Source organism: Streptomyces sp. NPDC001100 (genome assembly GCF_053598575.1).
The window spans coordinates 127,544-141,458 of record NZ_JBSFKO010000009.1; the positions used below are offsets into that span (position 1 = coordinate 127,544).

General features: G+C 70.1%; 14 protein-coding genes and 1 pseudogene. 9 read left to right on the plus strand and 6 right to left on the minus strand.

Features of this window, described 5'->3' with window-relative positions:
* Positions 1 to 20: 20 nt before the first annotated feature.
* Positions 21 to 443, minus strand: coding sequence for a secondary thiamine-phosphate synthase enzyme YjbQ (locus tag ACWDEW_RS15495; RefSeq protein WP_450513116.1), 423 nt, complete (start codon positions 441 to 443; stop codon positions 21 to 23).
* Positions 444 to 566: 123 nt separating this feature from the next.
* Between ACWDEW_RS15495 and ACWDEW_RS15500 the strand changes: the two genes are divergently transcribed.
* The 6 genes and pseudogenes from ACWDEW_RS15500 to ACWDEW_RS15525 all read left to right on the plus strand — a co-directional run bounded on the left by ACWDEW_RS15500 (position 567) and on the right by ACWDEW_RS15525 (position 5,739).
* Entirely contained in the window at positions 567 to 650 is an 84-nt protein-coding gene (locus tag ACWDEW_RS15500; protein ID WP_315986669.1) for a putative leader peptide, read from the plus strand.
* Positions 651 to 779: 129 nt separating this feature from the next.
* A complete protein-coding gene (locus ACWDEW_RS15505; protein WP_450513118.1) occupies positions 780 to 1,685 on the plus strand; it encodes an ABC transporter permease in 906 nt (301 codons plus the stop codon).
* Complete coding sequence (locus ACWDEW_RS15510; RefSeq protein ID WP_450513120.1) at positions 1,658 to 2,410, plus strand: ABC transporter ATP-binding protein; 753 nt, start codon at positions 1,658 to 1,660, stop codon at positions 2,408 to 2,410. The genes ACWDEW_RS15505 and ACWDEW_RS15510 overlap by 28 nt, the downstream gene beginning before the upstream one ends.
* Positions 2,411 to 2,451: 41 nt before the next feature.
* Entirely contained in the window at positions 2,452 to 3,477 is a 1,026-nt protein-coding gene (locus ACWDEW_RS15515) for an ABC transporter substrate-binding protein (RefSeq protein WP_450513122.1), read from the plus strand.
* 25 nt (positions 3,478 to 3,502) lie between these two features.
* A pseudogene (locus ACWDEW_RS15520) lies at positions 3,503 to 4,620 on the plus strand (LLM class flavin-dependent oxidoreductase).
* Positions 4,621 to 4,662: 42 nt separating this feature from the next.
* Entirely contained in the window at positions 4,663 to 5,739 is a 1,077-nt protein-coding gene (locus tag ACWDEW_RS15525) for an NAD(P)-binding domain-containing protein (RefSeq protein WP_450513123.1), read from the plus strand.
* A gap of 89 nt (positions 5,740 to 5,828) precedes the next feature.
* Here ACWDEW_RS15525 and mltG read toward each other — a convergent pair whose 3' ends face one another.
* Positions 5,829 to 6,674: an endolytic transglycosylase MltG gene (gene mltG, locus ACWDEW_RS15530; protein ID WP_450513124.1), complete on the minus strand. Its 846-nt coding sequence runs from the start codon at positions 6,672 to 6,674 to the stop codon at positions 5,829 to 5,831.
* 43 nt (positions 6,675 to 6,717) lie between these two features.
* Positions 6,718 to 8,520 (minus strand): ABC transporter ATP-binding protein, encoded by a 1,803-nt coding sequence (locus ACWDEW_RS15535; protein WP_450513126.1) that lies wholly within the window; start codon positions 8,518 to 8,520, stop codon positions 6,718 to 6,720.
* Positions 8,521 to 8,650: 130 nt separating this feature from the next.
* Here ACWDEW_RS15535 and ACWDEW_RS15540 point away from each other — a divergent pair, with 130 nt between their 5' ends.
* Positions 8,651 to 9,118, plus strand: a complete 468-nt coding sequence (locus ACWDEW_RS15540) for a MarR family winged helix-turn-helix transcriptional regulator (RefSeq protein ID WP_450513128.1) — start codon at positions 8,651 to 8,653, stop codon at positions 9,116 to 9,118.
* 21 nt (positions 9,119 to 9,139) lie between these two features.
* On the opposite strand, the gene ACWDEW_RS15545 is transcribed toward ACWDEW_RS15540, so the two are convergent.
* A complete protein-coding gene (locus tag ACWDEW_RS15545; protein ID WP_450513129.1) occupies positions 9,140 to 9,778 on the minus strand; it encodes an HD domain-containing protein in 639 nt (212 codons plus the stop codon).
* Between the two features lie 96 nt (positions 9,779 to 9,874).
* On the opposite strand from ACWDEW_RS15545, the gene ACWDEW_RS15550 reads away from it, so the two are divergent.
* The gene (locus ACWDEW_RS15550) at positions 9,875 to 10,855 is read left to right on the plus strand and encodes a GlxA family transcriptional regulator (RefSeq protein WP_450513131.1); all 981 of its coding nucleotides are present in this window, start codon (positions 9,875 to 9,877) and stop codon (positions 10,853 to 10,855) included.
* A gap of 18 nt (positions 10,856 to 10,873) precedes the next feature.
* On the opposite strand, the gene ACWDEW_RS15555 is transcribed toward ACWDEW_RS15550, so the two are convergent.
* A complete protein-coding gene (locus ACWDEW_RS15555) occupies positions 10,874 to 11,533 on the minus strand; it encodes a TetR family transcriptional regulator (protein ID WP_450513133.1) in 660 nt (219 codons plus the stop codon).
* A 59-nt stretch (positions 11,534 to 11,592) separates the two neighbouring features.
* Between ACWDEW_RS15555 and ACWDEW_RS15560 the strand changes: the two genes are divergently transcribed.
* Positions 11,593 to 12,453, plus strand: a complete 861-nt coding sequence (locus ACWDEW_RS15560) for an SDR family NAD(P)-dependent oxidoreductase (protein ID WP_450513135.1) — start codon at positions 11,593 to 11,595, stop codon at positions 12,451 to 12,453.
* 66 nt (positions 12,454 to 12,519) lie between these two features.
* Here the strand turns inward: ACWDEW_RS15560 and ACWDEW_RS15565 are convergent, their stop codons facing one another.
* Positions 12,520 to 13,905 carry a cation:dicarboxylate symporter family transporter gene (locus ACWDEW_RS15565; RefSeq protein WP_450513136.1) on the minus strand — a complete coding sequence of 462 codons (1,386 nt, stop codon included), beginning with the start codon at positions 13,903 to 13,905 and terminating at the stop codon, positions 12,520 to 12,522.
* Positions 13,906 to 13,915: the final 10 nt, after the last annotated feature.

The window sequence follows — 13,915 nt, forward strand, 5'->3', positions numbered from 1 at the left end:
AAGTCGCGGAGCCCGGTGCCTCATCCGAGGAACGACAGTCGAACCACCCTGTCCGGGTTGTCGCGGTTCGTATCGACGAGACAGACCGACTGCCATGTCCCCAACTCCAGCCGCCCGCCCAGCACCGGCAGCGTCGCGTGCGGCGGTACGAAGGCCGGGAGGACGTGGTCGCGGCCGTGGCCGGGGCTGCCGTGGCGGTGCTGCCAGCGGTCGTCGGCGGGGAGCAGGGTGTGCAGCGCGGCGAGGAGGTCGTCGTCGCTGCCGGCGCCCGTTTCGAGGATCGCGATGCCCGCGGTGGCGTGCGGGACGAAGACGTTGAGGAGGCCGTCACGGCCGGCCGCCGCCTCCCGCAGGAAGGCCTCGCAGTCGCGGGTCAGATCCATGACCCGCTCCCGGGAGCCGGTGGCGACATGCAGAACTCGGGTGGTGAAGGCAGCTGACATGTTCCCATCCTGACCCATCCTTCGGGGTCGCCCACCCGGTCGGCCGACCGGCCCGTGATACGCGGGGTCCAGTCCGCGAGACACCGTTGACCGTGGCACACCATCTGACCTAGTTTCGGCCGCATGTTGCGTTCAGTTCTGCTCACCACGCGCGGTCACATCGACCTGCTGCGGGTGGCCTCCGCCGCGTGTTGTCGCGGCTGCTGACGCCTTCTTCCGCCTCACCCCCTGTTCTTTCCCGCACTCCGTCGCGCCCGCGCGCACAGTCGTGACGCGGCGGCGTTGAGGCGTACCCCCTTCCTCACCGGACGCTCTCCCCCACTCCGTGGAGCACCCATGAGCATCAGCCATGCCCCACCCGGCTCCTCCGGGCCGGACATTTCCCGTATATCCACATCGAAGACCGGCCCGGACGCACGCCCGGACGACAACGCGCCCGTCGATCTCGTCCCCCTCGTCCCCACCTCCTCCCGCCGCACCCGTGTCCCCCGCTGGCTGCGCCGCACCACCGGCCCGCTCGTGCTGCTCGCGCTGTGGCAACTCCTCAGCAGCACCGGCGTGTTGACCTCCGACGTGCTCGCCTCGCCCGGGCGGATCGCACACGTCGGCTGGGATCTGGTCGACAGCGGTTCGCTGACCTCGGCCATGGCCACCTCGCTCCAGCGCGTCGCGATCGGCCTGCTGCTCGGCACCCTCATCGGTACCGGACTCGCCCTGCTCTCCGGCCTGTTCAGGATCGGCGAGGACCTGGTCGACGCTCCCGTGCAGATGCTGCGGACCGTGCCCTTCGTGGGACTGATCCCGCTGTTCATCATCTGGTTTGGCATCGGCGAGGCGCCCAAGGTCGCCATCATCACGCTCGGTGTGACCTTCCCGCTCTACCTCAACGTCTACGCCGGAATCCGGGGCGTGGACAGCCAGTTGATCGAGGCCGGGGAGTCGCTGGGGCTGTCCCGCTGGGGGCTCGTGCGACATGTGGTGCTGCCGGGCGCGCTGCCCAACGCGATGACCGGGCTGCGCTACTCCCTCGGTATCGCCTGGCTGGCGCTCGTCTTCGCCGAGCAGATCAACGCGGACGCCGGGATCGGCTTCCTCATGGTGCAGGCACGGGACTTCCTGCAGACCGACGTGATCGTGGTCTGCCTGATCGTCTACGCCTTCCTCGGCCTGCTGGCCGACTTCGTCGTCCGAACGCTCGAAAGGCTGCTGCTGCAATGGCGACCGACGTTCACAGGCCGGTGACCGCACAGCCGGTCACCTCGCAGGCGGTGCGCGTCGAGGGGCTGACCCGCTCCTTCGACGGCCGTCCTGTCATCGACAGGCTTCAACTCGACGTACGACAGGGCGAGTTCGTGGCGCTGCTCGGCCGCAGCGGCTGCGGCAAGTCCACGCTGCTGCGCATCCTCGCCGGGCTCGACCGGGACATCGAGGGCACCGTCCTCGTGCCGCGCCGCAAGGCCGTCGCGTTCCAGGCGCCCCGGCTGATGCCGTGGAAGAAGGTGTGGCGCAACGTCCTGCTCGGTCTGCCCGGCAAGCCCGAACGGGCCGTGGCGGAACGGGCGTTGGCGGAGGTCGGGCTCGGGGACCACGCCGACGCCTGGCCCAGGACGCTGTCCGGCGGTGAGGCCCAGCGCGCCTCCCTGGCCCGCGCTCTGGTGCGCGAGCCCGATCTGCTGCTGCTCGACGAGCCGTTCGGCGCGCTCGACGCGCTCACCCGCATCAAGGCCCAGCGACTGGTGGGCGAGCTGTGGCAACGGCGGGGCTGCGCCGTCCTGTTGGTGACCCACGACGTCGAGGAGGCCGTGCTGCTGGCCGACCGTGTCCTGGTGATGGACGACGGCGTCATCGCGCACGAGCAGCGCATCGACCTCGACCGCCCCCGCGACATCACCGACCCCCGGTTCGCCGAACTCCGCGCCGGACTCCTGGAACGCCTCGGCGTCGACACCGCCGCCGAAGCCGCCTGAACTCCCCCCACCCACCGCTCACCTGCACAGAAGGATCCCCCATGCGACGTCGCCTCGTCCCCGCCGCGCTGCTCCTCCCCTTCGCCCTCCTGCTCACCGCCTGCGGTGGCAACTCGTCCGCCAGCACGGGGACCGACACCGACGGCACGGGTTCCGTCACGCTCGATGTCGGTGACCAGAAGGGTGGTTCGGAGGCCATCCTGCGGGCCGCCGGTGAACTCAAGAACCTGGACTACAAGATCAAGTGGTCCACGTTCACCTCCGGCCCGCCGCTCCTCGAAGCGGTCAACGCCAAGGCCGTCGACATCGGCGGCGTCGGCAACACCCCACCGGTGTTCGCGGCGGGCGCGGGCTCCAAGATCAAGGTGGTGGCCGCCTGGCACGGCAACTCCGAGGGCGAGGCCATCCTCGTACCGATGGACTCCAAGCTGACCAGTCCGGAGCAGCTCAAGGGCAAGTCCATCGCCGTGGCCCAGGGTTCCTCCGCGCACTACCAGCTGATCGCCTCCCTCAGGGCGGCCGGCCTGACCCTGAGCGACGTCAAGGTCAAGTACCTCCAGCCGGCCGACGCCCTCGCCGCGTTCACCAGCGGCAAGGTGGACGCCTGGACGGTGTGGGACCCGTACACCTCGCAGGTCCTCGAAGCGAAGCAGGGCCGTATCCTGACGACCGGTCAGGGTCTGGTCAACGGGCTCAACTTCCAGGTGGCGGCGCCCTCCGCGCTGGCGGACGGCAAGAAGGCCGCGGCCATCAAGGACTATCTGGAGCGGCTGCGGCGCGCCCAGGACTGGGTCTACGACCACCCCGACGCGTGGGCCAAGGTGTGGGCGAAGGACACCGGGCTGCCGTACGCGGTGGCGCTGGCCTCGGTGAAGCGGACCAACGCCTCCCGGATCGCGGTCGCCGTGGACAAGCCGCTGATCGCCTCTGAGCAGGCGATCGCGGACCAGTTCACCGCGTTGAAGCTGATTCCGGGCAAGGTCGACTTCGCCCAGTTCGTCGACACCCGTTTCAACGGCGGTCTGCCGGTCTCGACGAGCGCGCCGCGCGTCTACAAGGAGAAGTGACACGAGTGTCCGTCTCCACTGGTTCCTGCCGACCGGCGGCGACGGCCGTACGCTCGTCGACCGGCACGCGTACGGGCCCAACCGCGCGAGTCGGTCCGCGGGGTGCGTCCGCCGGACAACGAGTACCTGGCCCAAATCGCCAAGGCGGCCGAGCAGTTGGGCTTCGAGGCGGTGCTCACGCCGACCGGCACGTGGTGCGAGGACGCCTGGCTGACCACCGTGGCGCTCGCGCAGCACACCGAGCGGCTGAAGTTCCTGGTGGCGTTCCGGCCCGGGGTGATCTCGCCGACGCCGGCCGCGCAGATGGCGGCGACCTACCAACGCCTCACGCGCGGACGGCTGTTGCTCAACGTCGTCACCGGCGGCGACTCGGCCGAGCAGCGGCGGTTCGGCGACCATCTCGATCACGACCGGCGGTACGCGCGTACGGACGAGTTCCCGTCCGTCGTACGAGGGGTGTGGCGGGGAGAGCCGTACGACTTCGACGGTGTCCACTACCAGGTCGAGGGCGGGCTCACCGCGCTGCCGCCCGATCCGGTGCCGCAGGTGTTCTTCGGTGGTTCGTCGGCGGCGGGCGGGCCGGTGGCCGCCCGGCATGCGGACGTGTATCTCACCTGGGGAGAACCGCCCGCGCAGGTCAAGGAGAAGATCGACTGGATTCGCTCCCTCGCCGGACGCGAGGGGCGGGACGTGCGCTTCGGGGTGCGGCTGCACACGATCTCGCGGGACTCGTCGGCCGAGGCGTGGGCGACCGCGAACCGGCTGCTCGACGATCTCGACGCGGACACGATCGCGGCGGCACAGGGCGCGCTCGGGCGCAGTGAGTCGGTGGGCCAGCAGCGGATGCCGGCGCTGCACGGCGGTTCGCGGGCGGAGTTGGAGATCCACCCGAACCTGTGGGCGGGCGTCGGTCTCGTGCGGGGCGGCGCGGGCACCGCGCTCGTGGGCAGCCATGCCGAGGTCGCCGACCTGATCGAGGAGTACCACTCGCTGGGTGTCGAGCACTTCGTGCTCTCCGGGTATCCGCATCTGGAGGAGGCGTACTGGTTCGGCGAGGGCGTGATTCCCGAGCTGACGGCGCGCGGACTGGTCGAGGGGCCGGCGCGGGCGGGTGTGCCGTTCCTGGTGGGCAGCGGGCGCTGAGCGCGCGGGAAGATCCCCGGCCCCGGGGCTGTTCGTAGAAGCGTGAACAACACCCGTGAGGTCGACGTGGTCGTCATAGGCGCCGGGCAGGCAGGACTGGCCGGCGCCTATCACCTGCGGCGTGCCGGTTTCGAGCCGGAGCGCGACTTCGTGGTGCTGGACCACGCGCCCGCGCCGGGCGGCGCCTGGCAGTTCCGGTGGCCGTCACTGACGTACGGCAAGGTGCACGGGATGCACGCGCTGCCGGGCATGGAACTCACCGACGGAGATCCGGACCGGCCGTCCTCCGAGGTCGTCGCCGAGTACTTCACCGCCTACGAACGCGCCTTCGACCTGCGGGTACGGCGGCCGGTGGACGTGAAGGCGGTTCGGGAGGGCGAGGGCGGGCGGCTGCTCGTCGAGACGTCCGACGGGACCTGGTCGACGCGGGCGCTCATCAACGCGACCGGCACCTGGGACCGGCCGTTCTGGCCGCGCTATCCGGGCCAGGAGACCTTCAGGGGGCGGCAGTTGCACACCGCGCAGTACCCCGGGCCGGAGGAGTTCGCCGGGCTGCGGGTGGTCGTGGTGGGCGGGGGCGCGTCCGGTACGCAGCATCTGATGGAACTGGCGCCGTACGCGGCGGCGACGACGTGGGTGACCCGGCGTCCGCCGGTCTTCCGTGAGGGTCCGTTCACCGAGGACGTGGGGCGGGCGGCCGTCGCGCTGGTGGAGGAGCGGGTGCGGCAGGGGCTGCCGCCGAGGAGCGTCGTCTCCGTGACCGGGCTGCCGCTGAACGACGCGATCCGGCAGGCCCTCGCGGACGGGATCCTGGACCGGCAGCCGATGTTCGACCGGATCACCCCCGACGGCGTGGACTGGGACGACGGCCGGCATGTGGACGCCGATGTCATCCTGTGGGCGACCGGCTTCCGGGCCGCGATCGACCACCTGGCACCGCTGAAGCTGCGCGGCCCGGGCGGCGGCATCCGCCTCGACGGCACCCGGGTGGCCGCGGATCCGCGCATCCATCTCGTCGGCTACGGGCCCTCCGCGAGCACCATCGGCGCCAACCGCGCGGGACGCGCGGCCGTACGGGACATCAGACGGCTGCTGGCCGGGGAGCCGGTCGCCGTCTGATGTCGTCTGCCTGGGGCCCGTCGTTCTACGGGACCTCGGGCGGTCGTCGGCCTGGAAGCCGGCCGCCGCCCGGGGCCGTCCCGGGCGGGTCACTTCGTGGGCTGTGAACTGCCGCTCTTCTGGGCCGCGTTGAACTCGGCGACGTTGCGCTGGTGTTCCTCGTAGGTGGCCGCGAAGCGGGTGTCGCCGGGCTTGACCGTGACGAAGTAGAGCCAGTCGCCCGGGGGCGGGTTGATCGCGGCGCGCATCGCGTCCTCGCCCGGGTTGTCGATCGGCGTCGGCGGCAGACCCATGCGCTGGTAGGAGTTGTAGGGGCTGTCGACCCGGGTGTCGCTCGTGGTCGTCCTCAACGTGGTGCGGTTGAGCGCGTAGTTGATGGTCGAGTCCATCTGGAGCGGCATCCCGCGTTCGAGGCGGTTGAAGATGACCCGGGCCACCTTCCCCATGTCTGCCTTGGACGCCGCCTCGGCCTGCACGATGCTCGCGATGGTGACCGCCTGGTAGACGTTCATCGCGTTGCGCTGGGCGCCGGCGGCGACCGGGGCTCCGTTGAACTTCCGGCTCGCGGTGTTGACCATGAACGACAGCAGCGACTCCGGCGTGGCCTTCTCCTTCAGCGGATAAGTCGCCGGGAAGAGATAGCCCTCTGGGTTGCCCTCCGCGTCGTTCGGCAGCTTGAGGCCGGCCTTCGGGATGGACTTCTTGGTGGTGCCTGCCGGGAGGGCGAGGGCCTTGTCCACGGCTTCGTAGATCTGGCCCGAGCGCCAGCCCTCCGGGATGACCAGCGAGGTGGGGCGTGCGTCCCCTTCGTCCTCCAGGCTGAGCAGCGGCACCGCCACGGCGGTGCCGGCCACGACGGCCCCGGTCGCGATGAGGGCGACCCGGCCCCGGCGGGTCAGTCGAATCGTGCTCCGTGGCGGAGTGTTCATCTGCATGCGGGCACGGTAACCCGCATATCGTCACAATCCCGGCATATCTTCAGCTTGTCGGTTCCAGTTGGGCATCCCGGCGTACGAGGGCCGCGTACCGCCCGTCCAGTTCCAGCAGTTCTTCGTGCGTGCCCCGTTCCGCCACGTGCCCGGAGTCGAGGACCACGATCTGGTCGGCGCTGCGGATGGTGGACAGGCGGTGGGCGATGGTGAGCGTGGTGCGGTTGGCCGACAGGGCGTCGATGGCGTCCTGGACGGCCGCTTCGGTGCGGTTGTCGAGGGCGCTGGTCGCCTCGTCCAGGATGAGGACCGGCGGGTCGCGCAGGATCGTGCGCGCGATGGCCAGCCGCTGTTTCTCGCCGCCGGAGAACCGGTGGCCGCGTTCGCCGACGACCGTGTCGTACCCGTCGGGCAGGCTCGCGATGTGCTCGTGGATCTGCGCCGCGCGCGCCGCCGCGTGCAGTTCCTCGTCGGTGGCGTCCGGCTTCGCGAAGCGGAGGTTGTCGGCGACCGTGGCGTGGAAGAGGTACGTCTCCTGGGAGACGACGCCGACCGCACGCGCGAGCGTGTCGAAGTCCAGGTGGCGGACGTCGACCCCGTCGAGGGTGACCCGGCCGCCCGTCACGTCGTAGAGCCGGGGCACGAGATAGCCGAGGGTCGACTTCCCGGCGCCGGTCGGGCCGACGATCGCGAGGCTGTTTCCGGCCGGGACGGTGATGTCGATGCCGTCGAGGATCGGGCCGCTCTTGCCGTCGTAGTGGAACTCGACCTCCTGGAAGGCGACTTCACCCTTGATGCTGTCCAGGTGGACCGGGGTCTCGCGCTCGGTGATGTCGATCGGGAGGTCGAGGTACTCGAAGATGCGCGCGAAGAGCGCCAGCGAGGTCTGGATCTGGACGCCGGTCGACAGCAGGCTGACGGCCGGGCGGAACAGGCCCTGCTGGAGCGAGACGAAGGCGACGATGGTGCCGATCGAGACGTCCGGGCCGCCCATCTGGAGGGCGATTCCGGCGGTCCAGTAGATGACGGCGGGCATCGCGGCCATGACGATCGAGATGACGGCCATGCGCCAGCGCCCCGCCATGTTCGACCTGACCTCCAGGTCGACCAGGCCCTCGGACTCCTCGGAGAAGGACTGGGTGAGCGAGTCGGAGCGGCCCATGGTGCGGCCGAGCAGGATGCCGCTGACGGACAGCGACTCGGTGACCGTGGCGGCCATCGAGGCCATCTGCTTCTGGCGCTGGGTGGCGATCTTCTTGCGTTCGTTGCCGACCCTGCGGCTGATCCAGACGAAGACCGGGAGCAGCAGCAGCGAGACGACGGTGAGCCGCCAGTCCAGGGCGATCATCGCGATGATCGTGGCGACCACGCTGGTCAGGTTCGACACCAGGGAGGTGGCCGTGGAGGTGACGGTGGCCTGCATTCCGCCGATGTCGTTGGCTATGCGGGACTGGACCTCGCCGGTGCGGGTCCGGGTGAAGAAGGCGAGCGACATGCGCTGCAGCCGGCCGTAGACGGCGGTGCGCAGGTCGTGCATGACACGCTGGCCGACCGTCGTGGAGATGAGGGTCTGCAGTACGCCGAAGATGCTGGTCAGGACGGCGCTCAGGATCATGCCGAGCGCCAGCAGGCTCAGCAGTCCGGTGCGGCCCTGCGGGATGGCGACGTCCAACGTCTCCTTCAGCAGGAACGGGGTGGCCACGGTGACCAGGGACGCGGCGCCGACCAGGAGGCCGACGACCGTGAGCTTGGCGCGGTAGGGCTTGAAGAGCCTGAGGATGCGGCGCACCTGACGGGGTTGGTCGGTCGAGGTGCCTGGGGACGGTGTCCAGTTGATTTCGTCGCGGGGCATGGTCTCCTACGGATGGTGAGGCGATCAGGACTGGTCGAGCACTCAGAACTCGTGGAGCAATGAGATCTGATGGAGCATAGCTCATTGTTACCTATACTCACAATGAACCAGGTCCTGATATTGTTCCCGCATGACCACCCCCGATTCCGACGGCCTCCTCGCGGAGCAGCTGCTGCGGCTCACCCGCCGGGTGCACCGCATCCAGAAGCGCCATCTGGAGCAGCGCGACCTCGGCATCACCCCGGCCCAGTCCCGGCTGCTGCGCACCCTCGCGCACTTCGGCTCGCCGCCGCGCATGGCCGACCTCGCCGAGCGCCTCGAAGTGGTGCCGCGCGCCGTGACGACCCTGGTCGACGGCCTGGAGGCGAGTGGCAAGGTGCGGCGGGTGCCCGATCCGTCCAACCGGCGGGTCATCCGGATCGAGATCACGGACGACGGCCGCAAGGCGCTGAGCGAGCTGCGCAGCGCCCGGCGGGGCGCGGCGGACGAGATCCTCGCACCGCTCACGGATGTGGAGCGCGAGGTGTTGCGGACCCTGCTGGACACGCTGGTGGACGGAGCGCCCGGCACCCATGAGGAGCACGGGCGGACCTGCTGACCACCGGCGGTCGTCACGGCGTCACTCCGGCCAGTCCGAGTCCTTGATCTTCTCGACGAAGTCGCCGCGCACGAAGCCCGGTACGAAGTGGGCCAGTACGTCCGCCTTGATGTTGCCGAAGGCGGTCTCGGGGCGGTCCTTGATGCCCTCGGTGAAAGCGGCGAGGATCCCGTTCTTGAAGTCCGGGCGGGGATGCGCCGCCACCACGGCCGCGCGCTGCTCGTCGGTGACGGCGTCGTAGCCGATGCCCACGACGTCCAGCGAGACACCCCGGTTGACCAGGGCGATCTCGGCCGACATGTGCAGCGGGATCTCCTGGGTGGTGTGCAGGGCGATGCTCGTCCAGACCCGGTCGGCCGGCTCACCCGTGATGCCGTGTGCGCGCAGGAACCGGCGGGCCTCGTCGGCGCCGTCGATCTCGAAGCGCTGGTCGGTCCGGCGGAACTTCCCGGTGAGCCCGAGGTCGTGGAACATCGCGGCCACGTAGAGCAGTTCGGGGTCGTAGCGGAGCCCCTGCTCCCGGCCGCGCAGGGCGCCCCACAGGAACACCCGCCGGGAGTGGTCGAACAGCAACGGCGACGCGGCCTCCCGCACCAGCTCGGTCGCCTCCCGCGCCAGAGCGCTGTCCGGAATCTCCACGCCTGCGATCACTTCACTCATCGTTCTTCCCTCTCCTCGACGGCCTGTGCGTCCAGGATCTTCGGCGGCGTACGCTGGAGCCATGTCCTCAGAGCCACGAAAACCACGGATTCGGACATGACAGCGGCCCCGGCCCCTCGGGTCGGTTTCGTCGTCTTCGACGGTGTGACCATGCTCGACGTCAGCGGCCCGGCCGAGGTGCTGCACCAGTCGGGCAAACTCGGCCATCCCTACGAGCTGGTGCTGGTCTCTCCGCACGGCGGCCCGGTCACCACCGCCAACGGACTGACCCTGACCGGCACGGTGACCGCGGCCGACGCCGGGCCGGTCGACACGGTGGTGGTCGCCGGGGGCGACCTGCTGGCCCAACACCCCGCCGAGGAAGGGCTGTTGAGCACGACCCGCACCCTCGCCGACCACGCGGCACGGGTCACGTCCGTCTGCACGGGTGCCTTCGTCCTGGCCGAACTCGGCCTGCTCGACGGCCGTTCGGCCACGACCCACTGGCGACAGGCTGCGACACTGGCCCGCCGCTACCCCCGGGTGCACGTCGAACCGGACGCCATCCACGTCCGCGACGGCCGCTTCGTCACCTCGGCGGGCATCAGCGCCGGTATCGACCTGGCGCTCGCCCTCGTGGAGGACGACCACGGAGCGGCCGTGGCCAGGGAGGTCGCGCGTGAACTGGTCGTCTTCATGCAACGCCCGGGCGGGCAGTCGCAGTTCTCCGCGGCGACCACCACCCCACCACCGCGCACCGATCCCCTACGGTCACTGATCGCGTCCGTGCTGGCCGACCCCGCCGCCGATCACAGCCTGCCCGCCATGGCGGCGACCGCGGCCGTCAGCACCCGGCACCTGACCCGGCTCTTCCGCACCGAACTCGGCACCACACCCGCCCGTTGGGTCGAACGGGTCCGCCTCGACCGCGCCCAGCACCTGCTCCTCGAAGGCCACAGCGTCACCTCCGCGGCACACCACAGCGGGCTCGGCACCGACGAGACCCTCCGCCGCGCCTTCGCCCGTCACCTGGACACCACACCGACGCACTACCGCAGCCGTTTCGCGAGCACGCACGGCCGTGCGCCCACAGCGTGAGCCGCGCCGACACCGGCCTCACTCGGCGTTCGACCGCATCCCTTCCAGCAACGCGCTCAGGATGCGGGCAAGTTGGGGCTCGACATCGACCACCGCGTGCGCCAGCTCGGGGCGGGTCTCGTAGAGCGCGCGAAGATCCGTGCCGGGAGCCGCCATCTGCCACAGCGCCCCGGCCATGCTCGTGGCCGTGGCGACCACATCGATGGCGGCGCGTTCGGAGATCGCGAACAGCCGGCACAACTCGCTTCCCACCGCGGCGACTTCACCGAGTACGACCGTCTTGAACTCGTAGACGGTCTCCATGGAGACGTTGCGCTCCAGGTTCAACGGCGCCTGGGCCAGCAGGTCGCAGAAGAACGGCCGCGCGACGAGCGACTCCGCGACGACGGCCGCGACCGCGCCGGGATCCGCGTCGACGAACTCGCGCAGCCGTGCGCGGAGCGCTCCCGACCAGTCCTCCCAGCCCTCTGCGGTCAGCGCCAGGAAGATCTGCTCCCGCGTCTCGAAGTACCGCAGCATGGCGGACTTGTGCATGCCCACGGCCGCGGCGATGTCCGTGAGCGTGACCTCGCGCACGCTGCGCTCGGCGCCGAGGGACCGGGCGGCGTCGAGAATCGCCCGTTCACGCTGCTGCTTGGCCGCGGCGCTGCGGGCGCGTTGCGGGCTGGTCGTGCTCATGCCCCAGAGCATAGCGCAACCCGGTTGCACTAATAACGAAACAGTGTTTTGCTAGAGCCATGACGCAGACATGGTTCATCACCGGTTCATCCCGCGGCTTCGGCCGCAATCTCACCGTCGCCGCCCTGGAGGCCGGCGACCGGGTCGTCGCCACGGCACGCAAGCCGGAGCAGTTGGACGACCTCGTCAAGGAGTACGGCGACCGCGTCCTGCCCGTCGCGCTCGACGTCACCGATCGGACGGCCGCAACAGCCGCTCTACAGGCCGGAGTCGACCGTTTCGGCAGGATTGACGTGGTGGTCAACAACGCTGGGTACGCCAACCTCTCCCCGGTCGAGACGACCCCCGAGGAAGACTTCCGCCAGCAGTTCGACACGAACTTCTGGGGGGTCTACAACGTCTCGACGGCCGCGCTCCCGTTCCTCAAGGCTCAGGGCGCGGGCACGGTCGTGCAGTTCTCGTCCATCGGCGGCCGGGTCGGCGGAACCCCCGGGCTCGGGTCGTACCAGGCGGCGAAGTTCGCGGTCGACGGCTTCACCCGCGTCCTCGCGGCCGAGACCGCGCCGTTCGCCATCAGGTGCCTCGTCGTGGAGCCTGGCGGCTTCGCGACCGACTGGGCCGGTCCCTCGATGCGGATCCCGGAGCCGGCACCGGAGTACGACGAGACGGTCGGCGCGATGATCCGCCTCTTCGGCGGCTCCCGGGTCGCCGCGGGCGACCCGAAGCGCGCCGGGGAGATCCTGGTCCGGGTCGTCAAGCAGCCGACCCTGCCCTCCCACCTCATCCTGGGTGCCTTCGCCGTGGAGCTCGCACAGAACTACTCACGCGACCAGATCGCACAGGCGGCCTCATGGGAACCGGTGAGCCGCTCGGCCGACTTCGACGAGCCCTACCCGGTCACCCTCGCCGACCACGCATAGAGGAGCGGGCCGCGACTCCCCCACCACCTGGATGGAATCAGGGGCCGCGACCCGTCACGACTGGGCTCAACCGGCCTCGGAGGCCGGTTCCTTGACGAGCCGCGCGGGGATCTCGGCATCCGCCTCCGCATCGTCCTCCACGACGTCGTCCTCTACGACCGCGATCTCGCCGTCGAGGACCTTCTTCGCCCGCTCGATGTCCAGCGCGCCCTCCCAGCGGGAGACAGCGAACACGGCGACGCAGTTGCCGAGGAGATTGGTGACGACACGCATCGAGTCCATGATGCGGTCCACGCCGAGGAGCAGGGCGACCGCGCCGGCCGGGATCGCGCCCAGGGAAGAGGCCGTCGCGGACAGGGCGAGGAAGGCCGAGCCGGGGATGCCCGCCATGCCCTTGCTGGTGAGCATGAGCACCAGGACCACGGTGATCTGCTGGCCGAGGCTGAGGTCGACGCCGACGGCCTGGGCGATGAACAGCGTGCCGATGGAGAGGTAGAGCGAGGCGCCGTCGAGGTTGAAGGAGTAGCCGGTGGGCAGTACCAGGCCCACCGCGTCGTCACGGGCGCCGGCCCTGCGGAGCTTCTGCATCACGCGCGGCATGACGGACTCGGTGGAGGCGGTGCCGAGCGCGAGCAGCATCTCCTCACGGATGTAGCGGAGGAACTTCCAGAGGCTGAGCCCGGTGACCATCCGCAGCGCCACGGCGAGCAGCGCGACGAAGAGCGCGGCGGCGACGTAGCAGAGGATGATCAGCTTGGCGTAGGTCTTGATCACGCCAAGCCCGTACTGGCCGACCAGGACGGCCATCGCGCCGAACACGGCGAGCGGGGCGAGCCGCATCACGAAGCCGACGATCGCGAAGATGATCTCCTGGGCCTGCTCGATCGCGGGCAGCACCTGCGGCACCCTGGTGTTGCCGAGGTGGAGCAGCGCGGCGCCCACCAGGCAGGCCAGGATGAGGACTTGGAGCAGGGAGTTCTCGGCGAAGGCACCGATGAAACTGGTGGGCAGCGCGTTGACGATGAACTCGGTCGTCGAGGGCAGCGCGGCACCGCCCGTCTTCGCGTCCACCGCCGAGGTGTTGAGGGTGGACGGGTCGACATGCATCCCGGAGCCGGGCTGGACGACGTTGGCGAGGACCAGGCCGATGATCAGCGCCGCGGTGGACGCGACCTCGAACCAGATCAGCGCCTTGAGGCCGATCCGGCCGAAGGCCTTGAGGTCACCGGCCTTGGCGATGCCCACGACGACCACACAGAACACGAGCGGCGAGATGATCGTCTTGATGAGCCGGGTGAATCCGTCGCCGAGGGGCTGGAAGTCCGTGGCCACGTCGGGCCACAGCTTTCCGACGAGGATTCCGAGGACGAGCGCGCAGGCGACCTGCGTGAAGAGAGAGGTACGCAATATGCGTGCGACGCGTCGCGGCAGGGGCGGGACGGACGGCGGCACGGGCACTCCT